The organism is Sphingobium sp. VMM, from assembly GCF_056790315.1.
Genome location: NZ_JBXGSI010000007.1, coordinates 240,363 through 262,465, shown reverse-complemented (window position 1 = coordinate 262,465; position 22,103 = coordinate 240,363). Strand labels below are relative to the sequence as shown.

Annotated in this window: 22 protein-coding genes and 1 pseudogene; 13 read left to right on the top strand and 10 right to left on the bottom strand. The window is 62.0% G+C overall.

Annotation, left to right across the window (positions count from 1 at the left end; translation table 11 throughout):
• A pseudogene (locus ACUCV3_RS11625) lies at positions 1-259 on the top strand (phosphoenolpyruvate carboxylase); the annotation flags it as partial.
• Between the two features lie 393 nt (positions 260-652).
• Positions 653-1,276 (top strand): DUF6118 family protein, encoded by a 624-nt coding sequence (locus ACUCV3_RS11620; protein WP_072895765.1) that lies wholly within the window; start codon positions 653-655, stop codon positions 1,274-1,276.
• Between the two features lie 116 nt (positions 1,277-1,392).
• Here ACUCV3_RS11620 and ACUCV3_RS11615 read toward each other — a convergent pair whose 3' ends face one another.
• Positions 1,393-1,806: a BLUF domain-containing protein gene (locus tag ACUCV3_RS11615; RefSeq protein WP_072895767.1), complete on the bottom strand. Its 414-nt coding sequence runs from the start codon at positions 1,804-1,806 to the stop codon at positions 1,393-1,395.
• Between the two features lie 212 nt (positions 1,807-2,018).
• Between ACUCV3_RS11615 and ACUCV3_RS11610 the strand changes: the two genes are divergently transcribed.
• The 5 genes from ACUCV3_RS11610 to ACUCV3_RS11590 all read left to right on the top strand — a co-directional run bounded on the left by ACUCV3_RS11610 (position 2,019) and on the right by ACUCV3_RS11590 (position 4,995).
• A complete protein-coding gene (locus ACUCV3_RS11610) occupies positions 2,019-2,531 on the top strand; it encodes a hypothetical protein (protein WP_482240641.1) in 513 nt (170 codons plus the stop codon).
• 142 nt (positions 2,532-2,673) lie between these two features.
• Entirely contained in the window at positions 2,674-3,033 is a 360-nt protein-coding gene (locus tag ACUCV3_RS11605) for an STAS/SEC14 domain-containing protein (RefSeq protein WP_313334061.1), read from the top strand.
• A 177-nt stretch (positions 3,034-3,210) separates the two neighbouring features.
• Positions 3,211-3,693, top strand: coding sequence for a pyridoxamine 5'-phosphate oxidase family protein (locus ACUCV3_RS11600; protein ID WP_482240640.1), 483 nt, complete (start codon positions 3,211-3,213; stop codon positions 3,691-3,693).
• Positions 3,694-3,833: 140 nt separating this feature from the next.
• Complete coding sequence (locus ACUCV3_RS11595) at positions 3,834-4,280, top strand: ferritin-like domain-containing protein (RefSeq protein ID WP_048939613.1); 447 nt, start codon at positions 3,834-3,836, stop codon at positions 4,278-4,280.
• A gap of 544 nt (positions 4,281-4,824) precedes the next feature.
• Entirely contained in the window at positions 4,825-4,995 is a 171-nt protein-coding gene (locus tag ACUCV3_RS11590) for a hypothetical protein (RefSeq protein WP_482240639.1), read from the top strand.
• On the opposite strand, the gene ACUCV3_RS11585 is transcribed toward ACUCV3_RS11590, so the two are convergent.
• Together ACUCV3_RS11585 and ACUCV3_RS11580 are read right to left on the bottom strand one after the other, a co-directional pair.
• Positions 4,972-5,469, bottom strand: coding sequence for a Ca2+-dependent phosphoinositide-specific phospholipase C (locus ACUCV3_RS11585; RefSeq protein ID WP_279731848.1), 498 nt, complete (start codon positions 5,467-5,469; stop codon positions 4,972-4,974). The genes ACUCV3_RS11590 and ACUCV3_RS11585 overlap by 24 nt on opposite strands.
• Positions 5,470-5,940: 471 nt before the next feature.
• On the bottom strand, positions 5,941-6,819 hold the full coding sequence (locus tag ACUCV3_RS11580) for an oxidoreductase (protein ID WP_017502316.1): 879 nt from the start codon (positions 6,817-6,819) through the stop codon (positions 5,941-5,943).
• A gap of 94 nt (positions 6,820-6,913) precedes the next feature.
• Here ACUCV3_RS11580 and ACUCV3_RS11575 point away from each other — a divergent pair, with 94 nt between their 5' ends.
• Entirely contained in the window at positions 6,914-7,816 is a 903-nt protein-coding gene (locus ACUCV3_RS11575; RefSeq protein ID WP_125987028.1) for a LysR family transcriptional regulator, read from the top strand.
• Positions 7,817-8,152: 336 nt separating this feature from the next.
• Here ACUCV3_RS11575 and trmB read toward each other — a convergent pair whose 3' ends face one another.
• From trmB to ACUCV3_RS11540, 7 genes are all read right to left on the bottom strand, one after another.
• Positions 8,153-8,848, bottom strand: coding sequence for a tRNA (guanine(46)-N(7))-methyltransferase TrmB (gene trmB / locus ACUCV3_RS11570; protein WP_017502318.1), 696 nt, complete (start codon positions 8,846-8,848; stop codon positions 8,153-8,155).
• Between the two features lie 52 nt (positions 8,849-8,900).
• Positions 8,901-9,986: a hypothetical protein gene (locus ACUCV3_RS11565; protein ID WP_279728504.1), complete on the bottom strand. Its 1,086-nt coding sequence runs from the start codon at positions 9,984-9,986 to the stop codon at positions 8,901-8,903.
• Between the two features lie 479 nt (positions 9,987-10,465).
• Entirely contained in the window at positions 10,466-12,667 is a 2,202-nt protein-coding gene (locus ACUCV3_RS11560; protein ID WP_279728506.1) for a DUF3141 domain-containing protein, read from the bottom strand.
• 201 nt (positions 12,668-12,868) lie between these two features.
• Positions 12,869-14,068: a methionine adenosyltransferase gene (gene metK, locus ACUCV3_RS11555; RefSeq protein ID WP_004212015.1), complete on the bottom strand. Its 1,200-nt coding sequence runs from the start codon at positions 14,066-14,068 to the stop codon at positions 12,869-12,871.
• A gap of 57 nt (positions 14,069-14,125) precedes the next feature.
• Complete coding sequence (gene lnt / locus ACUCV3_RS11550) at positions 14,126-15,667, bottom strand: apolipoprotein N-acyltransferase (RefSeq protein ID WP_482240638.1); 1,542 nt, start codon at positions 15,665-15,667, stop codon at positions 14,126-14,128.
• A 10-nt stretch (positions 15,668-15,677) separates the two neighbouring features.
• The gene (locus ACUCV3_RS11545) at positions 15,678-16,313 is read right to left on the bottom strand and encodes a YqaA family protein (RefSeq protein WP_004212017.1); all 636 of its coding nucleotides are present in this window, start codon (positions 16,311-16,313) and stop codon (positions 15,678-15,680) included.
• A gap of 11 nt (positions 16,314-16,324) precedes the next feature.
• Entirely contained in the window at positions 16,325-16,846 is a 522-nt protein-coding gene (locus ACUCV3_RS11540; protein ID WP_279728509.1) for a GNAT family N-acetyltransferase, read from the bottom strand.
• Positions 16,847-16,960: 114 nt separating this feature from the next.
• Between ACUCV3_RS11540 and ACUCV3_RS11535 the strand changes: the two genes are divergently transcribed.
• From ACUCV3_RS11535 to ACUCV3_RS11515, 5 genes are all read left to right on the top strand, one after another.
• On the top strand, positions 16,961-17,203 hold the full coding sequence (locus ACUCV3_RS11535) for a reeler domain-containing protein (RefSeq protein ID WP_004212020.1): 243 nt from the start codon (positions 16,961-16,963) through the stop codon (positions 17,201-17,203).
• A gap of 56 nt (positions 17,204-17,259) precedes the next feature.
• Positions 17,260-19,278, top strand: coding sequence for a DUF3857 domain-containing transglutaminase family protein (locus tag ACUCV3_RS11530; protein ID WP_279606423.1), 2,019 nt, complete (start codon positions 17,260-17,262; stop codon positions 19,276-19,278).
• 122 nt (positions 19,279-19,400) lie between these two features.
• Positions 19,401-20,177 (top strand): hypothetical protein, encoded by a 777-nt coding sequence (locus ACUCV3_RS11525; RefSeq protein WP_279728510.1) that lies wholly within the window; start codon positions 19,401-19,403, stop codon positions 20,175-20,177.
• A gap of 252 nt (positions 20,178-20,429) precedes the next feature.
• Complete coding sequence (gene hemB / locus ACUCV3_RS11520) at positions 20,430-21,425, top strand: porphobilinogen synthase (RefSeq protein WP_279728511.1); 996 nt, start codon at positions 20,430-20,432, stop codon at positions 21,423-21,425.
• 7 nt (positions 21,426-21,432) lie between these two features.
• Positions 21,433-22,020 (top strand): gamma carbonic anhydrase family protein, encoded by a 588-nt coding sequence (locus tag ACUCV3_RS11515; RefSeq protein ID WP_279728513.1) that lies wholly within the window; start codon positions 21,433-21,435, stop codon positions 22,018-22,020.
• Positions 22,021-22,103: the final 83 nt, after the last annotated feature.

Genomic DNA, 22,103 nt, shown 5'->3' with positions numbered 1-22,103 from the left:
GCTGTTCGGTCGCATCCGCGAGGGCTGATCGCTGACCCATGACGGGTTGCTGGCGGCCACCGGCCAGTCGCGCCTGCTGGAAAGGAGCCCTACGACCGAGACGTCGATCCGGCTGCGGCTTCCCTATATCGAGCCGCTCAATCTGCTGCAGGTCGAACTGCTCAAGCGCTATCGCGCCGGCGAGGATGATGCCCGGATCAAGGAAGGCATCGAACTGTCGATCAATGCGATCGCGACCGCGCTGCGCAACAGCGGCTGAGGTGATCAGATCTGTATCAAAACGCGAAAGTGGTCGGCGTCATGGTGGGTAACGGCGTGCAATCCCATCGAACCGAGTATATTCAGTTCGTGGTAGCTTGTGCGGATGACGAGGGTTTGCGAAGGACCCATAATCTTATGCCGCACAGCGCGGCGCGTTGACGGATGTCATCAGCACAAAGCCAACCATGCCTCAAAATATATCGCCCTGCAGCGGGAGCGTGAAGAAATGGCGTACTGGCACCATGAACGCGATCCACAGTTGAAGCTGCTGCTGCGCAATCGCACGTAGGAGGTCGGTCTATCCGTCCAAAGCGGCCGATCGCTGTCGCAGGATTTCCAGCGTCATCTCGGCCGCTCGCTAGGCCGGGGCCTTTGGCTCTAGGCTCCAGCCATGATCCAACAAGACCCCCAACAGGATGATCCCGTAGAAGCTTTTGATGCTGTGCGTCGGGAACTGAGCCTCCTGCGTCACGCGCTTGAAGGCCTTACAGCTGCGAGGGAGAAGATCCCCGATTACAGCGCGACATTGGCGCAAATCAACAAATCGCTCGGCGTGCATGCGCATAAGCTCGACATGATCCAGAGCCGTCCGGCGATGGAGATGACGCCTGAAGCGCTGGTGGAGCGGATCATCGCATCTGCGCAAATAGCAAGGGCGGAAGACAGAACGATGCTGCATGAAGCGCAAGACGGGTTTTCTCGGAAGGCCTCGCAAATAGACCGGATGATAGCGCGCGGACGCGGAGCGGCCGAGCAGGAGATTCAAGTAATATTATTCTGCCTGGGCGGGTTCCTGTCCGGCATTCTACTTTGGACGACCCTCCCCGGCGCCGTCGCTCGATCCTTGCCAGAAAGCTGGCATGTGCCTGAAAGGATGGCTGCCCGCATGATGGGCATGAAGCAGATCGATGCCGGACGTCGAATGATTGTTACGGCACCGGAGCGAATCGATGAGAATGTTGTAAATGCTATTGGAGATAATGCTTCAGGAATCGCTCATCCTGCCACGGACTGATTGGCGAGACACAATATCAGACATCATGAACAGCCACCCCCTTGCTCCGGTGAGAAGCGCTGCTGTCGTCTACAGGCACAATGTCCCGGTCTTGCATGCTGGATGCTGACATCCGGTCAGTTCGCAGCATGCGTCTTCGCAAAACCCGTAAAATATGCGCGCAACGTAGGGTCTGAGATAGGGGCAACCAAGGCGTTGACCTGCTCTTCCAACGAACCGCTAACCGAACCGGCGGCATCTACAACCTGCTCGAAACCCATTGCCCACGACCCAAACGCCCTTGACCCGACCTCCTTGTCGTGGAGTTTAACAAGAGCAAAATGACGGGGATCATGCCTTATTCGCTCATATGTCGCGGCAATAGCTTCGTCGGCACCTTCAAGCACTTGAAGGAAGCGGCGTCCGCCTACAATCAGCAGGCCGGTGATCCCGACACGGGAATTTGCCTCGCGCGCTTTGAGCAGAAGGTCGTCAAGCTCGGACGCATGCAAGATGGAACGGGCCGTGCTGATGTAGAGTAGGCGCTTCATATCATCTCCAATTTCGAGACGCCTCCTACACCCAGGAAAGCGAAGAGAGGATTAACGAAGCGTTTAATCAATGTTGGTTTCTGAAGGTTTTTCGTAACTTAACTGTCCGTTTAACGGGCTGCATAGCTTGGTGCTCTACCTGATTGCGAAGTCGCGTCATCGCGCGCCACTTTATCCTGTGAACGCCGGTGGATAGTTCACGGGAGAGAAGAATGGAGGGCAAGAAAATGGACAAAGACCGTTTCGGCTACCTCGCCATATGGTCCAGCGTGCTTACCCTGCTTGCTGGTTGTAACGGTTCCGTAACAAATCAGAGCGAACAGGTCTCGGGCAGGGCGAGCGTCAGCAACACCGTTTCTAATGTTGCGGGGGCCAAGAAGGAGAGTGCACCGTATGCCCGGCCGGAAGAAGCGGCCAACGCAGGAGCAGCCGATGTTCCCCGCTCCGAAATGAGATATTGTCGGTTCGAGGTTGAAGGCAAGGTTCACGTCAACGAAAAATGCGAAGTCTATCCAATGGGAGACGGCGGTTACACTCTGAACGCGTGGAGCTCGGGCAAGCCCAAAAACTCACATTTTGCCGTTGTCATAGTCGACGGTGAAGGGAAGGGAGACGCCAGCTGGAATGCGGATCCCGACGACGACAAGGCTATGGATTCTCTTGGAACCGTAACGTTCGAAGAAGGTTGCTGGGTCAATAAACGCACAAGAATTTGTGCGAGGTGATTGCAAGCCCGCGATATTCGCAAGTGGTATGGGAAATTCTGCGACGTTGAGATCGCCGACGGTTCAAGGCTTTCACTAAAATATTACGGAACATCTTTGAAAGCTGCATAATGCCGATCGCGACGTGTTTAGGAGAATGGGAGTGGATGCGGTCTTCGCAATTCATGCAGATATTCAGCACAATTTGATGCGCGTGGAGATGTCGGGATTTTTCGATGAGGCAGACGTTCATCGCTTTTCTGCTAGGTATCGCGAAATGCTGCTGAAGCTCAGAGCACCTGGGCATCTGACTTTGGTAGATATCAGAAACATGAAAATTCAGCCTCAGGCGGTCGTGGAAGCGTTTTCCTCTCTACTTGCGTCGGCGGATGTGCGCTCGCGACGCCTTGCTTTCGTTTGTAATTCTACCCTGGCTCGCCTTCAGGCGCAGCGATTGACCGATCGCGAGGGCGTCAAATTCTTTGATAATGAGGCCGACGCGGAAACTTGGATCCTAGAGTGAAAAGCTTGGCCTGAAATCCCGCGTTTACGCTCGTTTCGTCCAGGCGGTTGCGCGAGCGTAGGAAGTTTGGGTCATCGGGAACGATTTACGATCTCGGTTTAGGCCCAGATCTACATCCCGCGCGGCGCAACTTAGCCACTTTCCTAGCGTTGAAGGGAGCGAAAGAAGGAGAGTAGCATGCCAGTCGATACGCACAAACTGAAACAGCATATGTGGGACAAGCTCGAGAAAGGGCCATTTCTCATGGTAGGTTTGGCGGATGGTCGAAGCCATTCGGAGCCTCTAACCGCGCAATTGGACAAAGATCAGATCGACACAATCTGGTTCTTCATCGGCAAGAACAATCGTTTGGCAACCGGCGGGCCAGCGATGGCGCAATTTGTCTCCAAGGGACAAGATTTCTTTGCGTGCCTGTCTGGCAATGTCACCGTCGATAATGATCCGGCCATGATCGACAAGCTCTGGTCTAAAACCGTCGAGGCATGGTTTCCGGGAGGCAAAAATGATCCCAACCTCGCGCTCCTTCGCTTCGACATCGATGACGCGGAATTGTGGGAAACGGACATGTCGCTCAGCGGGAAACTGAAAATGCTTTTTGGCGGCGCGATCGAGGGTAGCGAGGAGGGGAGCCACGCAGTGGTTCCAAATACCGTCGTCTAACGCCGTTGACGTGTCAGCACAGTGGCGAACCAAAATTTCCATTCGCCACGATCCAGCTGCAACTGATCGAATTGGCGCAACGACTAGCAGGATCGGGTCGTCGATCGGACAGTTGTAAGGCTTCTAACAAGGAGAGCATCATGAGCACTGAGAAAACCGTTTCGACGCTGAACAGCCTTATTCAGGTTACCCTGGACAGCATGAAAGGCTATCAGGATGCGGCGAAGGATGCGGAAAGCACGCAGTTCGCTACCATGTTCGCCGAGTTCGCGCGCGACCGCAGTGCCGCCGCCACTGAACTGCAGGCCGAGGTGCGTCGCCTCGGCGGCGATCCGGAGAGCGATAGTAGCTTCCTGGCGGCAGCTCACCGCACATTCATGGATTTGAAGCAGGCTATCACAGGTAAGGATGACAAGGCGATCATCCAGGAAGTCGAGCGAGGCGAAGACCACATCAAAGCCAAGTATGAAGATGCCTTGGGGCACGCCGATCTTGATCCGGCGTCGCGTCAGGTCGTCGAGCGCGCTTTTCATTCCGTGCGTGAAGGGCACGATAAGATGAGCCAGCTCAAGCACAGCCTGGCCTGAAATATCGATAAGGGGCCGTCCCTCACGTTCGGCCCCTTATCCAAACACGCGTAGATTTCACGCCGCAATGTTCAAATTATAAGAAAATCCGATTTCAGTAATAGCCGGTCTCATAGTATATTTTTGGATGGCTGATACATCGCTAAAAAATTGTATACTATTTTGTACTGGGGGTATCCGCGGGGGTATCCTTCATGGATATTTTTATAAAATCGTTGTTTTTCAAAGTGTTAAACGTCGTTCTAAGTAGATGCCGGGCCCACCATTGTCTCCAAGCTGTTGAAAGGCTTGGAATGCGTTGAAAGATAAGGACTTTTTGCGGACGTTTGTTACATCTGTAACAGTTGTCGAAGCATCCAGTCCTATTTCGCTAATGGCGGCGAAGTTTCTTATTCTCGGCGGATTGTGCCCGATAAAATGCGCGCTACCCTCGGTAAGCATGAAATCATGCTGTTCCTGTGGGCTAAGGATAAAGAGGAAGCCAAACGGCTCATCTCGAAGAAATCCTCAAATCCGACGCGCTGTTTGCCAGTGAAAGTCGAGCATGAACGAGGCGCTCTACGAGCAACGCAGCCTCATCGAGCGCATGCGCGGCCACCGCAAGATCAACTGCGCCACCGCCAGATACCGGCTCCAATTTGTCCAGGACGCCGGGCATCATGAGTCTATGCGCGACACCGAAGGTGATAAATCAGTCAGCGCAAACGCAAGGTAGGGCCGCGCACCCCGCCACAACGCGCACCGGATTGCACCGCGCCATTGCGCCGTCCGGCAGCATCACCGAAAAGCCTCTGCGCAACGGATCGGGCGCGCCGGGATAATAGTCCGTGCTGAGCGCCTGGGCGCCGCTGTCCATGGCCGCCCGTGCCTTGCGATAATCGCCGGCGCGTGCCTCCACCGTATTGGCATCGGTCCGCGTGCGCACGATGACGCCCTGCTTCATCCATGTGCTGATCTTGGCACCATCGACCAGCGGATCCTGCACAATCTGGATTGCGGATTCGGGCTGATCGTCGGGATACCAGCCGAATATCGCCCGCCCCGCCAGCGAAGCATGGCCATCGCGATAGACGTTGGAGACTGCATCGCGCACGTCGAGCATGATGTAAATGCGGCCTCGCGCGGCATCCAGGCTGTTCCATCCATGGGTACGCACGGCATCGCGCAGCGTCCTGGCTTTGCCGCGCAGCTCATCGGCCTGATGAGCCGCTTGGATCCCTTAACCACACCCCTCTAGCATGCGCGCCTTTAGTCGAAGTTAATGACCCAAAAAATTATGTATTTTGCAGATCCTGTCGCGTCACAAGTTCTTGATCGCATGCGGATATCTGGAAAAGACAGCGATGTTATTTTCCGCTGCGGGAAGGCGAGGGGGAATTCCGGTCATCTTTTAACGCCCCTTTACGGCCATTCAGTCACCGATTTTCCGGTCCAGGTCGCGGCCAACTCGCTATGCTGCTCTGGATGCCCGGCACTGGCCGCAAGGAGAATGGCTGCGTTCCGCCGATTGAGTGTCAGCCCCATGTCGTTTGAGAATAGCGGCAGACGAACCGTTCGCGCCCATAACAGGCGCATCGAACCGCAGGCTGTCCGATTTCGAAAGACAGGGGGGGAGGCGGAGGGCGCATTCCGCAGTCGGGAATGCGCCCCTCATCGAGGTTCAGTGGGCCGGATCGAACGCAATGGCTTCGAGTGCGGCCTTGACCTCCTGCGACAGATCCAGCTCCACTGCTGCCAAATTCTCGGTCAGATGTGCGACATTGGACGTGCCGGGGATCAACAGCATGTTCGGTGCGCGCGCCAACAGCCATGCAAGCGCCAGCTGCATCGACGTAGCGCCTAGGCGATCCGCCAAATGGGCCAATGCCTGCGATTGGATGGGCGAAAAGCCTCCGAGCGGAAAAAATGGGACATAGGCGATGCCCTGGCTCGTCAAGCTGTCGATCAGCGCGTCATCCGCGCGGTGCGCCAGGTTATACTGGTTCTGGACGCACGCGATCGGGACGATGCGCTGGGCCTCCGCAACCTGGCTCTCTGTCACGTTGCTGAGGCCGATATGTCGAACCAGTCCTTTCTCGCGCAGCTGTGCAAGGGCGACGATCTGCGCCTCGATCGACCCTTCCGACGGCGCGTGGATGTCGCCCATAATGCGCATGTTGACCAGGTCGAGAGTGTCGCGGCCAAGGTTTCGCAGATTGTCTTCGACGCCCTGCTGCAATTCGGCGGCACTTTGTGCCGGCAGCCATGAGGCGTCCTTGCCGCGGATCGCGCCCACCTTGGTCACGATCAGGAGATCGTCGCTATAGGGATGAAGCGCATCGCGGATGATCTGGTTGGTCACATGAGGGCCGTAGAAATCGCTTGTGTCGATATGGTTCACGCCCGCCGCAACTGCCGCGCGCAGAACCGCGACGGCGGCATCGCGATCTTTGGGCGGGCCAAAGACGCCAGGCCCAGCCAGTTGCATCGCGCCATAGCCCATGCGGTTCACGAGATGATCGCCCAGCTTGAAGGTGCCGGCTTTGCGAAGATCCATCATGTCCTGTCTCCTCATTTGGAGACCGCGATATGGGCTTGTGGCCAGCGAACGATAAGTCGTAGTAATCAGAACAGGCTGTACGGATAATCGAACAATGGCGACGGAACTCGATGATCTTGCCACCTTCGTGGAAGTAGTGCGGGCAGGAGGCTTCCGAGATGCAGCCCGTATTTCGGGCACCTCGGCATCTGGGATGAGCGACGCGCTCAGGCGGCTGGAAGCCCGGCTAGGCGTTCGTCTCCTCCACCGCACGACGCGCAGCATGGCCCTGACCGAAGCGGGCGCGCGGCTATTCGAGCGGCTGTCGCCGGCCCTTTCGGAAATCCGCGACGCGCTCGATGTCGTCAACATCTTCCGTGACAGACCCGCTGGAACATTGCGCCTGAATGTTCCAGCTAATGTCGCCCGCACCGTGCTCCCATCGATCCTCCCATCATTCCTTCGGGTCTATCCCGATATTCGAGTGGAGGTGACGGTGGAGGATGGTTTTGTCGACATATTGAAATCCGGTGCGGATGCCGGGATCCGTTATGAGGAGCGGCTTGAACAGGACATGATCGCGATCCCCATCGGCCCAGCGACGCAGCGGTTGGTTACGGCTGGATCTTCAGCCTATTTCGATCATCATGGGCGCCCCTCGCACCCACAGCAACTGTTGGGCCATAATTGCCTGCGCGGCCGTTTTTCCGGCGGGGCCATGCCGGGATGGGAATTCGAGAGAGAGGGGGAAATTCTCGTTGTCGATCCGACCGGGCCGCTGGTGGTGCAGCCTGGTCTGGCGGGCGAATTGCTGATCGATTCTGCCGTGGCTGGCCTTGGAATTGTGCATCTGTTCGAGGATTGGCTTAAACCGTATATCGCGAGTGGGGCGCTCGAATCCGTTCTCGACGACTGGTGCCAGACCTTCTCTGGTCCCCGGCTCTATTATTCCGGGCGCCGTTATTTGCCGGCGCCCTTGCGGGCTTTCGTGGACTTTGTTCGCTTGCAGCGATGGTAAATGGGGCCGCGTCAGAGCGGCTCCCGTGTTCGTACGCCGGCTGCGATTATCGACCAAAACCCTGCAGGCCCTCGTCCCTTGGAAAGCGGCAACCTGCCCAGAGAGGCGTGGACCTCGCGTTCGCTTGCTGACTTTCCGGTGGCGATGGCAAGATTTCAGGCACCACGAAAATAATCACCGTTGCGGAAAATTTCGGCCATCGCTTCGCACGGTGGTAGATTTAACTATCTTGAATATCTCTAATTTTCTCGGGTCTTTGACTAGTGGATTGATTTTGACATGTGCATCCCCCGTCGGCGGGGATGGGGCTGCAAATGTCAAAATCTTTTCGGACCACTAGATGCGCCGATACCGGAAATACCAGACCTCATGGCCCAGGCGCCGGGCCTTGGCCTCATAGCGGGTTTCGGGCCAGCCGCCTGGACGGGTCAGGAAATCCTTGGGATCGCTTGCCAGCCAATCGAATTCGGGATGGCCGTTCATCACCATCAGCGCCCAGCGCAGATAGACCGGATGATCGGTGCCGAAGCGGAACTCGCCGCCGGGCTTGAGCTTCTTCGCGATCATGTCGACCGGGCCGGGGTTCATCATCCGCCGCTTGGCATGGCGCGCCTTGGGCCAGGGATCGGGATGGAGCAGATAGACGAAGCTGAGCGATCCGTCGGGGATGCGGCTGAGAACGTCGAGCGCATCGCCCATGTGCAGCCGGACATTGCCGAGCGCGCCGTCGCGGATATGGCCGAGCGCCTGGACCACGCCGTTCAGGAACGGCTCGCAGCCGATGAAACCATGGTCGGGCAACATGTCGGCGCGATAGGCCATATGCTCGCCGCCGCCGAAGCCGATCTCGAAATGGAGCGGGCGGTCATAGCCGAACAGGTCGGCGGCCGTGACGTCGCCTTCGGCCGGCACCGATACGGCGGGGAGCAGCGTGTCGACCAGTTCCTGCTGGCCCTTGCGAAGCTTGGGCCCGGACTGGCGGCCATAAAGGCGGTTGAGGGTGGTCGGGTCGCCCGATTTATGCGCGGTCATGGGTTGGGCCGATAGCGGGGGCAGGCCGAGGGAGCAAGCGGCGTGCGCCCTATCAGTTGGCGACGGCGTCCGGCGACAGGCTTATCTGGCTTTGCTTGCCATAGACGCTGGTGGTCGACAGCGGCTTTTCCGACTGGACGATCTCTATCGCCTGGGCCGGCGGCGGCGCGCTGGCATAGCTGGGATATTGCAGCCATTGGTCAAGCTTGCGGACGGTGATCGTCCAAGGCGCGCTGCTTTCATCCTTGCCGCCGAGCAAGGCGGTCAGCGTGTCTCGGGCGATGACCAGCATGGTGCCCGAGTCGCCGAGCGGGATGGCATAGCTGCCCTCATTCGTCTCGCCCTGATAGATGGGGAGGCGGCCCTGTATCCGATCGGGGTGGACGCAATAGGCCGGGGCGGCCGGGGCTTCTCTATTCTTCGCCGCCTTTTCCCTGACGCTGCGGTCGATATTGCCCATCATCGCGCCGGCAATGACGGACGCGCCGTCCTTTGTCACCTTGTCCGCAGGCGCGCCGAAGACAAGCGGTTGGGGGCAGGGTTTGAGCGGAACGGCCGTCGCGAGCGGCGGTAGCGCGCGGGGCCAGCCGATCTGGGCTATCATCCGATCCAACAGGGCATCAAGCTGGGACGCATCATGGACGGGCGAGGTGACGCGCAGCTTTACCACCCATTCCCCGATCGCGATGACGGCAACGCCGCTGCTGCGGCCGACCTGGGTGATGTCGAAGCTCTGGCGCAGTCCGGCCGGCACTGAACTGCCCGGAAGGGCAAAAGCCACAGGATCGCCCAGGGCTGCGGGGCGCCCGAACTTGTCATTGGTCGCGATCATGGTGGCCGCGACATCGAACCAGATGGCGGTAGCCGGCATGGCGGCATGATAGACATAGACATTCACATGGGTGCGACTGATCGGATCGTCATAGGCGATCGATGTATCGAGGAGCGCGCCGTTGCTCAGATCCTCGACCGCACTGCGAGCAAAACCGTCAATCTTCGACGGGAAGGCAATACCGGACGGCTTGTGTGTCCAGCTTTTGTCGGTCTTTACGGCGATGGGGCTCGGCTGGGCCTGCGCGGACGGGGCAAGGGGCAGGGCTGTTGCCATCGCAAAGCCGCCAACTATCCGCAACCACATGAATATCTGCCCCCTCCCGCCATGCATGCAGGCAAGGTGACGGGAAGGGGGCAGGAGACAAGGGCCATGGGATGCCGAACAGGGGAGAGCGGCAGGATGGCCCTTGAAGCTGGCTAGCCGTGGTGCGACCCGAAGGCTGGCCGGGAGGCAAGGCCCGACCGGTCTGTCCAGTTCGTCAGGTCACTTGCACTTGGCGAAGCGACCCTTGGCGTCCTTGCAGGGGCCCTTTTTCGGGGCGGCCTTTGGCGGACATTTGACGAACTTGCCCTTCGCATCCTTGCAGGGAGCTGCCAGTGCAGGAGCGGCACTGCCAACCAGAAAAGCAAGGCTGATGAAGGCGGTAGCAAGAGGACGGGTCATGGCGTTGCCCTGGGTGGAGGGTGCCGGGCTCGACAGGGGTGCGAGCCCGACGCCCTCTCTATGCGCGGTTCCGCGGGCGCAGGCCAATGAACTTTTCGTCATGTTCCGGACAGGATGGCTCAGCCACGGTCGGCATCGGCCGCAGCATTGAACAGGTCGAGCATGGCGCCCAGCCGGGCAGCCTCCTCCTGCGTCAGCCCTTCGTCCCGGTCGAACAGGGCGGCAAGCTTTTGCCCGCCGGCGCGGACCGCATCGGGATCGACGCGGGCGAGCAGTTCGGGAATGCCGGCAATCGCGCCATCGGGATCATGGCGCAGCAGCTTGGCCTGCTCGCGCACCAGCGCCCGGAACAGCGGCAGCGTCATGCCCGCGGGCAGCATGTCGATATGCAGCCGGCGTGCCTCCTCGAACCGGCGGGCGTCGGTCTGCTCGCGGGTGCGCAGCACATGGAAGATCGCCCGCAACTGCGCCTCCAGCAGGCCGCCTTCGTGCAGTTCGGCGCTGAGATGGGCCATTTCCTCGGCAACGAAGGTGCGATGTTCCGGCGTGTCGCCGGGGTGATGGCGGGGCGGGCGGCCATCCTGCGGGGCGACGCCCATGGCGGCCTGAACCAGCGGCGCGCCATAGATCGTATCGAAGCTGAGTGCCTGGAGCCTGTCGCGGGCATCCCGATAGGCATCAAGTGCGCCGACCATCATGTCCGACACCATGGTCTGGCCGGCCAGGAAGCCATTGTCGGGCGCGACCGGGCGCCGATTGTCGCGCACGACACCGGCCCAGCCCTCGATCAGTTGCGCCATGGGATGGTCGCTCGACCAACTGTAGGACAGGCGCATCGGGTGCCATTGCGCCAGCCAGTCGGCCAGTTGCGGGTTGGCCATCGCCTGCACCAGCGGCTGGGCGAAGCGGTGATACAGCTCCAGATTGGCTTCCGACGCACGGCGGGCGGCGACGAAGCGCCGTTCGCTGCCGAAATCCTGCTGCACGATCGCCTGGACATCTGCGATGCCACGCCGCTGGATCGCGAGATACTGGCCGTCATCATCGACCGCGCCGGGCAGGGCGCCGTCGGGATCCTGTTGCACCGTCGCCTGATAGAGGCCGGCGGGAAGCACGTCGATCAGGTCGATGGCGCTGACAAATTCGCGATGCTCCTTGCGCCCGACGCTGGCCGATACGAAAATGCCGAGATGGCCGATACTGTCATGGGTAGCATAGATGATCGTCTGGTCATGGCTTACGATCTCGGCGTCGTTGCGGTAGAGGTCGGTGATCCAGCCCAAGGCCTGGGGTGGCGGCGTGATATTGTCGCCATGCGAGCAGAATACCAGGATCGGCGAACGGATGTTGCGCAGATCGATGCGGATGCCGTCCGAGGTCAGTAGCTGAGCGGTGGCGAGCCGGTTACCGATGAAGAGATTGTCGACGATATACTGCATCTCGACATCGTTGAGATAAACATAGCCACCCCAATATTTCTCGAAGCCGAGATAGCGGGGGGCTTCGGTATCGACCTTGGAATAAAGGGTGTAATCCTTTTTCCAGAGCGTGTTGGCAGGATCGAGATTTTCGAAATTCTGCACCAGCCAGGCGCCGTCGAAGCGGCCGGCGCCCATGTCGCCGGTCATCGCCGTCGCCCAACTGCCGCCCATCAGGCCGCCGCCATAGCGCATGACATTGTCGCCCGCCCAATAGGAGAGCGGGGCGCCGGCGACGATGATCGGGCCGAACAGCTCGGGCCAGACCGCGGCGGTCATCAATATCTGCCAGCCGGCCTGGCAATTGCCGATCACCACCGGCTTGCCATCGGCGGAGGGGTGGAGTTCGCCGACATGGGCGACGAAGGCGGCCTCCGCACGCATCACATCCTCCACCGTCTGGCCCGGAACCGGATTGGGAGTGAAGCCGATGAAATAACAGGGATGGCCTTCGCGCAGGGCGGCGCCGATCTCGCTGTCGGGCTTGAAGCCGCCAATGCCGGGGCCATGGCCGGCGCGCGGATCGACGACGATGACCGGGCGCTTGGCGGGGTCGACCGGCAGGCCCTCCGGCGGGGTGATGCGGACCAGACCATAATTGACCGGCCGGGGCAGATCGGCGCCGGACAGGATGATCTCGCCGTCGAAATTCAGCACATGGGGCACGCGTTCGGCCAGATGCGCCTTATACTGGTCGCCGCGCTGGCGCTTGACGTCGGCGAACAGGACGGCGCGTTGCAGCGCGTCGACGCCATAGTCGAAGGCCTGACCGAACCAGTCGAGCGGCGGCCAGAGCGGGATGGAAGCGGTGGATGTTGTGGGTTCGCTGGTCGTCTTGGGCATGGCTGGCCTTCCGAAACGCGTTCAGACGTCGCGGCGGACCCCCATTCCTGACCGCACTGCATCATAACCCCGAGTCATGACAATGCGATGGAAAATCGTCTTATTTCGACAGGCCGGTAACAACTTGTGACGGACATGCGAAAAGGGCGCGGAAAGCATAGCTCTCCGCGCCCCTTGCTATTGGTCGTCAGACCGCAGGCCTCAGGCCAGCTTCGCCTTGAGCGCGTCGACCAGATCGGTCTTTTCCCAGGGGAAATAGTCGCCGTCGGGCGTGCGGCCGAAATGGCCGTAGGCGGCGGTCTTCTGGTAGATCGGCTTGTTGAGGCCGAGATGGGTGCGGATGCCCTTGGGCGTCAGGCGCACCAGGGTCGGCAGCACGGCTTCGATCGCCGAAGCTTCGACGGTGCCGGTGCCATGCAGGTCGACATAGAGCGAGAGCGGTTCGGCAACGCCGATGGCGTAGCTGAGCTGGATCGTGCAGCGACGAGCGAGGCCGGCGGCAACGATGTTCTTCGCGAGGTAGCGGGTGATGTAGGCCGCCGAACGGTCGACCTTGGTCGGATCCTTGCCGCTGAACGCGCCGCCGCCATGGGGCGAAGCGCCGCCATAGGTGTCGACGATGATCTTGCGGCCTGTGAGGCCAGCGTCGCCGTCGGGGCCGCCGATTTCGAACAGGCCGGTCGGGTTGACGTAGATGGCTTCGTCGCCCGGCAGCCAGCCTTCGGGCAGGACATCGGCCATCACACCCTTGACGTAAGCGCGCAGTTCGGCGCGGCTGTCGTCATTGTCCATGCCGGCGGCATGCTGGGTCGACACGACCAGCGCGGTCGCGCGGACCGGCTTTTCGTCGATATATTCCAGCGTCACCTGGCTCTTGGCGTCGGGTTCCAGGAAGGGAACGACCTTGCCATGACGGTCGGCCGCCATGCGTTCCAGGATCTTGTGCGAATAATAGAGGGTGGCGGGCATGAGGTCGGGGGTTTCGTCCGACGCATAGCCGAACATGATGCCCTGGTCGCCGGCGCCTTCGTCCTTGTTGCCGCTTTCATCGACGCCCTGCGCGATGTGGGCGGACTGGCCGTGGAGGTTGTTCTCGAAGCGGAAGGTCTCCCAGTGGAAGCCGTCCTGCTCATAACCGATGCGCTTCACGGTCGCGCGGACGGTCGCCTCGATCTCTTCCTTGGCGCCCGGTGCCCATTCGCCATTCTCATAGACGCCCTTGCAGCGGATTTCGCCGGCCAGGACGACGAGTTGGGTCGTGGTCAGGGTTTCGCACGCGATGCGGGCTTCGGGATCCTTGGACAGGAACAGGTCGACGATCGAGTCGGAAATCTGGTCCGCGACCTTGTCGGGGTGGCCTTCGGAAACGGATTCCGAGGTGAAGAGGAATTGGTTACGCATGAGACTCCCGTAAGACATGGGCGGACGAAAGGATATAAAGAAAACTTTATGTGGTTATTAGCTTTTGCCTTTGCGCAAGGCAATAGCCGTGCCGATCAACAGGATCAGGAAGGCGAGGGGCGCCCAATTGCCGATCCGCGCGAACAGGGTGGCGGGCAGCGGTGGCGGCAGGCGGCTGTCGAGATAGCCGGCGCGATGGCTGGAGAGGGCGTGGAGAATATGGCCGCGCGCATCGACGATGGCGGACACGCCGGTGGGCGTGGCGCGGATGATCGGCAGCCCTTCTTCCAGCGCGCGCAGCCGCGCCTGGGCCAGATGCTGGACCGGCCCCCAGCTGCCGAACCAGGCATCGTTGGACGGGTTGAACAGGAAATCCGGCCGATGGGCGCGGTCGACCACCTGGCCGGAGAAGATGATCTCGTAACAGATCTGCACGCCCATCTTGAGCGCGGGGCGGCCAAGGGTGGCGGGCAGGCTCAGGCTCTGCGGGCCGGGGCCGGGCCAGAAATCGACGTCACCCGGCACCAGCCGCGACAGGCCGATCGGCTGGAGGATGCTGCGCATCGGCAGATATTCGCCATAGGGGACGAGATGCGCCTTGTCGTAGCGGGCGGCAAGCTGGGCATCGGGCGTGACGACGAACAGGCTGTTGTTGGCGCCGGCCAGTTCGGTCGTGCCATAAGGCCCCTTGTCCTTGAAATAGACCTTCGTCGCGCCGGTCATCAGCAGGTCGCCCGGCCCCATCAGGTCGGCGAGGCGCCATCGCCATTCGGGTTCCATGTCGAGATAGGCGGGGATCGCTGCTTCGGGCCAGAAGATCAGGCGCGGGGCGGGGCGGGGCTTGCCCGACAGGGTCGCGAGGGTGCGGAAATGCACCTGTTCCAGTTCGGCCGAATATTTCTCGTCCTGGCCGATATTGGGCTGAACCACACGGATCAGTGGCGCGCCGGCGGGCGTCGTCGGCGCGGGCGAGAACTGGCCCCAGAGCGCCAGAGCGACGAGCGGCACGGCGATGGCGGCGGCGGGGCGATACTGGCGGCGCGCGGCGAGCAGGCAGGCCCCGGCGGCGAGCAGGACCAGCGCGCCCAGGCCATAGGTGCCGATCAGCGTCGCGGCGATCGCGGCGCCGGTCGGCAGCAGGGTGACGCCCAGCGGGTTCCAGGCAAAGCCGGTGAAGACGGTGGCGCGCGCATATTCGCTGGCGATCCAGCAGCCGGCGAACAGCAGCAAGAAGGCCGGACCGGTGGAGGCGAAGCGGCGCCCGGCCCACCATGCGCCCAAAGTCGCAAGACCGGGATAGACGGCGAGATAGAGCGAGAGCAGGATCACAGCGCCATAGCCGAACCAGTGCGGCATCGCGTCCTGATAGGTGAAGGCGTGGGCGATCCAGTTGAGGCCCAGGGTGAAATGGCCGACCCCGAACAGCCAGCCGCGCAGGAAGGCGGCGCGGCGATCGGGCGCGCGCTCGATCAGCAGGATCAGCAACGCGAAGCAGCCGATGGTGGCCGGCCAGAGTTTCAGCGGCTCGAAACCGGTCGCCGAGAGGAACCCGGCGAGCAGGGCAGCAAGCCGGGGATGGCGCGCGAGCAGGGCGTTCATTTGCGGCGGATCAGGAGATGGTGGCCATGGTGGCATTGGAGCAGCGATCGCTCTTCTGCCCGCCGCCCGACAGCATCGATGCCGCGACGAAACCGCCGACCACCAGCACCAGGAACAACGCCGACAGCGGTGCCAGATATTTCTCGATGAACGCCTTGATCGGGCGGCCGAATTTCCAGAACAGGAAGCCGACGATCATGAACTGGAAGGCGCGGGACAGGATGCTGGCCCACAGGAAGGTGAAGAGCGACAGGCCGATGAAGCCCGCCGTGATGGTGATCAGCTTGAACGGGATCGGGGTCGCGCCCTTGATCAGGATGATCTCCGCGCCATAGTCGCGCAGATAGCAGGCCGCGACCGGGAATTTCGCCGACAGGCCAAGGAAATGCAGGATCTGCGCGCCGACCGCCTGATAGAGGAAATGGCCGATGCCATAGCCGAGCAGGCCGCCCAGCACCGAAGCTATGGTGCAGATGAGGCCATAGCGGATCGCCTTTTCCGGCCGCGCCAGGCACATCAGGCCCAGCAGCGGATGCGGCGGGATCGGAAAGAAGCTGGATTCCATGAAACTGAAGGCAAACAGCCAACGTTCGGCGTGCGGGTGAGCGGCCTTGGCCAGCATCCACTGATAGAGCTTGGTGAGCATCGTGAGCGGGCCTAGCTCAGTTGAACGGGGGCCGCCAGCGCTTTTGCCAGGACGACCATTTCGAGCGGCGGATCGAGCGGGATGGGGAAGGGGCGCTTCTCGTCGGTCAGCACATAGCCGCGCCGCTGATAATAGGCGATCAACTCGGGCCGCCGGTCGATCACTGTCATCTCGATCATGGTCGCGCCGAAATCGCGGGCGGCCTGATCCTCCGCCGCAGCGATCATGCGCCGGCCAAGACCGGCGGCCTGAAGCTGGGGATCGATACAGAGCAGGCCGAGATAGGCGACGCCCTCCTCGCGCTTCGTGATCTGGACGCAGCCGATCGGCATGCCCTTGTCGTCGATCGCGACCAGCAGCCGGTCGGTCGGGCTGGCGAGGATCTCCTGCAATTCCTCGATATCGGTGCGGGCGTCGGTCAGCAGGTCGGATTCGAAGGTCCAGCCGGCCCGCGCCTCGTCGCCGCGATAGGCGCGCTCGATCACGCGGTGGAGCAGGGGCAGGTCGGCGGGGGCGGCAAGGCAGATATCCATGGCCCCGCCTTTAGCGGGGCGGCGATGGCTGCAAAAGTCCCGATCATAGGGATGCGGCGATGCTTGATCGGGATGCGCCGGCCGCGATAGGATCGGAACAAACAGGAGAGCGCGATGCAGGATATGGGCGAGGGCAGTTGCCCCTTCAGCTTCAACATGGACCCGGCCAGCTTCAAGGTCGGCGATTCGGTCAGCTATCGGGTGACCGGCAGTCTGGAGGGCTTTCCCTTTGCCGGGGTGCTGCTGGAAGTGCATGACGATCATGTCGTGCTGACGTCCGATGTCGACGACAAGGCCAGCCGGATGCGGGCCACGCGCGAGAGCCGGCCGGTGGTGCGCGAAGAGGATGTCTGCTGACGATTTTTCAGGGGGCGTTGCTGGTGATTGCAAGGGGGATGTTGGCGTTGGCGCTGGTGAGCGCTGCGCCGGCGATGGCGGCTGAAAAGAATGTCCGATATGCCAAGCCGGGAAATTGGGTGTTGCCACCGCCCGCGCCCACGTCGGGGGCAACGCCGTCCGGGGCGGCGGTGCGTGTCGTTTATTCCGACATCCAGACCCGCGCCAGCGAGCAGGGAGACGAGGTCTATACGAGTTGGCGGATGAAGCTGTTGACCGCCGACGCCCTGGCGGTTGGCAATATCTCCGCGACATGGAATCCGGCGGCGGGTGGCGCAACGGTGCATCATCTGAACATCATCCGCGACGGCAAGGTCATCAATGTCCTGTCGGGCACGCGCTTTGCCGTGGTGCAGCGCGAAGCCAATCTGGAATCCGCTGCGCTCGACGGGCAATTGACCGCGACCCTGCAGGTGCCGGGATTGCAGGTCGGCGACGAGCTGGAATTTGCAGCGACGGTGCGCAGCAAGGATCCGACGCTGGGTGACCATCATTTCGGCTTTTCCATGCTGTCGCCGCTGGGCAATCCGGGCGCCTATCGCATGCGGCTGTCCTGGCCGAGCACGGTGCCGATCCATTGGCAGGCCAGTCCCGACATGGGGCCGATCGTGCCGCAGGCAGAGGGCGACCTGACCAGTATCAGCTATGAACTGCGCGACCCCGATGCATCGCTGATGACCGAAGGCGCGCCCGCGCGCTACAATATCCGGCGCCTGATCGAATATAGCAATTTTTCCAGCTGGAAGGACATGTCGGCCCAGCTCTGGCCCCTGTTCGATCAGGCTGCCTTGATCGGCGCGGCATCCCCGCTGCGGCAGGAGATCGCCCGCATCGCTGCGCAGAGCAATGATCCAATGGGGCGGGCGCAGGCAGCGTTGCAACTGGTGCAGGACAAGCTGCGCTATGTCTATGTCGGGCTGGGCGGCGGCAATTATCGTCCGGCGACGGTGGATGAAAGCTGGAGCCGGCGGTTTGCCGATTGCAAGGCGAAGACGGTGCTGCTGATGGCGCTGCTGCGCGAACTGGGCGTGCCGGCCGAGGCCGTGCTGGTCAACAGCAATGGCGGTGACGGTTTGGACGCGCGCTTGGCCAGCCCGATGATGTTCGACCATGTGCTGGTCCGGGCACGGATCGGTGATCAATCCTATTGGCTGGACGGCACGCGTCAGGGCGATCGCGATATCGCGCGCCAGCGGCCGGTTCCCTATCGCTGGGTGCTGCCGCTTCGGCAGGAGGGGGCTGGGCTGGAGGCCGTCGCGGCAGGCGTTCCGCGCCAGCCCGATCTGGTCGAATATATCGACATCGATCAGCGCGCGGGGATCGACAAGCCGGCCAAGATCGTCGCCCGCAACATATTGCGCGGCGATGAAACCTATCAACTGCGGGTGCAACTGGCGGGGATGACCGCGCAGGACGCCGACCGGGCGGTGCAGACCTATTGGCGCCAGCAGGCCGGCTGGGTCGATGTCGACAAGGTTGGCTGGCGTTATGACGAGGCCCATGCCGCGCTGGTGCTGACGCTGGAGGGAACGGGTCGGACCGAATGGAAGGGCAGTGACGAGGACGGCTGGTCCCATTATCTGTTCGGCGCGGGCTTTTATGCGCCCGACAATCGCAAGCGGCCCAGGGACCAGGACCAGGCCGCGCCCTATGCGATCAATTTTCCGCGCTTCCGCTGCTATGCCACCGTGCTGCGCCTGCCCCGGCCAACGGGGGACTGGCACTGGAATGTCGCGGGCAAGCGGGTCAATCGCACGCTTGGCGGTGTCGCCTACTGGCGCGGCATATCGCTGATCGACAATGTCGTGCGGTCGGTCCAGTCGAGCCATAGCCTGGTGCCCGAAATCAGCGCGGCCGAGGCCAATATCCTCAATGCCGCGATCCCCGGCTTCAACACCAGCATGACCCGCGTCGATCAGGATTCCAGCTTGCAGGCGGATGTCGGACGCCCGGAACCGATGCTGGCCAAGGGGGATGAGATCGACTGGCTGGACGATGCAACGCCGTGCGACGGGCCGCCGCCCGTCACGCCATAGGGGCGGTCCGTCGGCGGATGGGGGCGATATGGGCGACATTACCGATTTGTCAGCCGCCACGGCGTTGACTGTGCGGTGCCGTCTGGGCATGACGCGCAACGCATAGAGACCGGTCAGCACGCTTGATAATTTCGCATATTCCCTGGGACAAGTTGCGGCAGCGGGCCGGCGGCCTGGCATTCGCGCTGGTGCTGAACGCGATCCTGCTGCTGGCGCTGCTGACGATGGCGCCGCATATCGATCCCAAGAAGGTCGAGGATCGCAATCCGGTGAGCTTCGATATCGAGCCGGCCAAGCAGGCGAACAAGGAAAAGTCCAAGGCGCAGAAGGCGGAAAAGCGCGAGCGGGATACCGCCGCGCCCAAGCAGAAGAGCGAGCCGGTGGTGACGCCGCCAAAGCCGGTCGAGACGCCGAGCGTGCAGCCGCCATCGCCTTTCCCCTTCATCACGCTCGACAGCCGCCAGATGGCGGCGGCCGACATCGGCAAGATGGAAAAGAAGACGGCGGGCGTCGGCGACAGCGGCACCGGCAATGCCAAGGCGATCGTGGGGCCGGGCGAGGGGCCGGGCGGAGTGCAACTGTTCGAGGCTGAATGGTATCGCCGGCCGACCCACGCCGAATTGTCGACCTATCTGCCCGCCAATGCGCCGGCGCAGGGCTATGGCCTGGTGGCGTGCAAGACGATCGACCATTATCATGTCGAAAATTGCCAGATGATCAGCGAATATCCGACCGGATCGGGCTTTGGCCGCGCCGTGCGCCTGGCCGCCTGGCAGTTCCTGGTGCGCCCGCCCCGCGTCGACGGCAAGCCCCAAGTCGGCGCCTGGGTCCGCATCCGCATCGATTATACCCGAACGGTTATCGGTGGCGGCGCCGGCGCGGACGACGACGGGCGCTGAGGCGGCGTAGGCCGGGTATCTAGCAGAAGCGGACATTCCTCCCCGGCACGGGGAGGTGGCAGCGCGAAGCGCTGACGGAGGGGCAGGAACACTCTAACGCCGCGCTATTGGGCCTGTGCCCCTCCACCATTTGCTGCGCAAATGGTCCCCCTCCCCGGTCCGGGGAGGAATGTCTTGTTTCCACCCCATTGCCCCAGGGCAGGACAATCGGTCCGGCTTGATCCCCTTCCGGTCGCGGCTTACACCCGCGGCATGACTATTGCCTCCTATCCGGCGCTGCGCATGCGCCGCACCCGTGCCACCGCCTGGAGCCGGGCGATGCATGCCGAAAACCGCCTGTCGCCCAGCGATTTCATCTGGCCCCTGTTCGTGACCGAAGGGGACGGCGTCGAGGAGCCGATCGCGGCACTGCCCGGCGTGTCGCGCTGGTCGGTCGACCTGATGGTCGCGCGGGCGAAGGAAGCGCGCGACGCCGGCATCCCCTGTCTGGCGCTGTTCCCCAATACCCAGGCCGAACGCCGCAGCGACGATGGCGCCGAGGCGCTGAACCCCGATAACCTGATGTGTCGGGCGATCCGCGCGATCAAGGATGCGGTGCCCGATATCGGCGTGCTGACGGACGTGGCGCTCGATCCCTATACCGCCCATGGCCAGGACGGGCTGCTCGACGAGACCGGCTATGTGATCAACGACGCGACGATCGACATGTTGATCGGCCAGTCGCTCAACCAGGCGGCGGCAGGCGCCGACATCATCGCGCCCAGCGACATGATGGACGGCCGCATCGGTGCGATCCGCGAGGCGCTGGAGGAAACCGGCCACGCCAATGTCCAGATCATGGCCTATGCCGCCAAATATGCCAGCGCCTTCTATGGTCCGTTCCGTGACGCGGTGGGATCGCGCGGGCTGCTGAAGGGTGACAAGAAAAATTATCAGATGGACCCGGCCAATGGCGAGGAAGCGCTGCGCGAGGTCGCGCTGGACCTGGCCGAAGGCGCGGACAGCGTGATGGTGAAGCCGGGCCTGCCCTATCTGGATATCGTCGCGCGGGTGCGCGATCGTTTCTCCGTCCCGGTCTTCGCCTATCAGGTGTCGGGCGAATATGCGATGATCGAACATGGCGCCGCTGCCGGCTCGGGCGATCGCGATGCGCTGATCCTTGAAACGCTGATGGCGTTCAAGCGGGCCGGCTGTTCGGGCGTGCTGACCTATCATGCGCTGCATGCGGCGCGGCTGCTGAACGGTTGAGGCGCAGATGACCGATCATCCCGCCGACCATCCTGATGTTTCGATCATCCCGCTGAACGGCAAGACGCCGCTGATCCACCCCAGCGCCTTCATCGCGCCGGGATGCCGGATCATCGGCGATGTCGAGATCGGCGCGGATGCCAGCATCTGGTATAATTGCGTGATCCGGGGCGATGTGAACCATATCCGCATCGGCGCGCGCACCAACATCCAGGACGGCACGGTTGTCCATTGCGATAGCCCCGGCGACGGCCGGCCGGGCTATCCGGCAGAGGGCTATCCCACCATCATCGGCGAGGATGTGCTGATCGGCCATATGGCGATGGTCCATGGCTGCGTGCTGGAGGACCGCGCGTTCGTGGGGCTGGGCGCGATCGTGATGAGCGGCTGCACGGTGGAGAGCGACGCGATGCTGGCGGCCGGCGCGCTACTCTCGCCCGGCAAGACGGTGCTGCACCGGCAGCTCTGGGCCGGGCGCCCGGCCAAATATATGCGCGACCTGACCGACGAGGCGATCATCACCATGCGCGAGGGCGTCGACCATTATGTCCATAATGGCAAGGCGCATAAGGGGGCGGTACGCCAGATGGGGTGAGGCACGGCTTATTTTGGTCGCCGGCGGACAATGATCACCCGACCAATTGTCCGACATTATTTTGCGAAAATTGCGTGAATTAG

Bases quoted from the DNA above. Each gene is read 5' to 3' on its own strand.
- ACUCV3_RS11620 (WP_072895765.1), top strand. From the start codon at position 653: ATGATCCAACAAGACCCCCAACAGGATGATCCCGTAGAAGCTTTTGAT.
- ACUCV3_RS11615 (WP_072895767.1), bottom strand. From the start codon at position 1,806: ATGAAGCGCCTACTCTACATCAGCACGGCCCGTTCCATCTTGCATGCG.
- ACUCV3_RS11610 (WP_482240641.1), top strand. From the start codon at position 2,019: ATGGAGGGCAAGAAAATGGACAAAGACCGTTTCGGCTACCTCGCCATA.
- ACUCV3_RS11600 (WP_482240640.1), top strand. From the start codon at position 3,211: ATGCCAGTCGATACGCACAAACTGAAACAGCATATGTGGGACAAGCTC.
- ACUCV3_RS11595 (WP_048939613.1), top strand. From the start codon at position 3,834: ATGAGCACTGAGAAAACCGTTTCGACGCTGAACAGCCTTATTCAGGTT.
- ACUCV3_RS11590 (WP_482240639.1), top strand. From the start codon at position 4,825: ATGAACGAGGCGCTCTACGAGCAACGCAGCCTCATCGAGCGCATGCGC.
- ACUCV3_RS11580 (WP_017502316.1), bottom strand. From the start codon at position 6,819: ATGATGGATCTTCGCAAAGCCGGCACCTTCAAGCTGGGCGATCATCTC.
- ACUCV3_RS11575 (WP_125987028.1), top strand. From the start codon at position 6,914: ATGGCGACGGAACTCGATGATCTTGCCACCTTCGTGGAAGTAGTGCGG.
- trmB (WP_017502318.1), bottom strand. From the start codon at position 8,848: ATGACCGCGCATAAATCGGGCGACCCGACCACCCTCAACCGCCTTTAT.
- ACUCV3_RS11565 (WP_279728504.1), bottom strand. From the start codon at position 9,986: ATGTGGTTGCGGATAGTTGGCGGCTTTGCGATGGCAACAGCCCTGCCC.
- ACUCV3_RS11560 (WP_279728506.1), bottom strand. From the start codon at position 12,667: ATGCCCAAGACGACCAGCGAACCCACAACATCCACCGCTTCCATCCCG.
- metK (WP_004212015.1), bottom strand. From the start codon at position 14,068: ATGCGTAACCAATTCCTCTTCACCTCGGAATCCGTTTCCGAAGGCCAC.
- lnt (WP_482240638.1), bottom strand. From the start codon at position 15,667: ATGAACGCCCTGCTCGCGCGCCATCCCCGGCTTGCTGCCCTGCTCGCC.
- ACUCV3_RS11545 (WP_004212017.1), bottom strand. From the start codon at position 16,313: ATGCTCACCAAGCTCTATCAGTGGATGCTGGCCAAGGCCGCTCACCCG.
- ACUCV3_RS11540 (WP_279728509.1), bottom strand. From the start codon at position 16,846: ATGGATATCTGCCTTGCCGCCCCCGCCGACCTGCCCCTGCTCCACCGC.
- ACUCV3_RS11535 (WP_004212020.1), top strand. From the start codon at position 16,961: ATGCAGGATATGGGCGAGGGCAGTTGCCCCTTCAGCTTCAACATGGAC.
- hemB (WP_279728511.1), top strand. From the start codon at position 20,430: ATGACTATTGCCTCCTATCCGGCGCTGCGCATGCGCCGCACCCGTGCC.
- ACUCV3_RS11515 (WP_279728513.1), top strand. From the start codon at position 21,433: ATGACCGATCATCCCGCCGACCATCCTGATGTTTCGATCATCCCGCTG.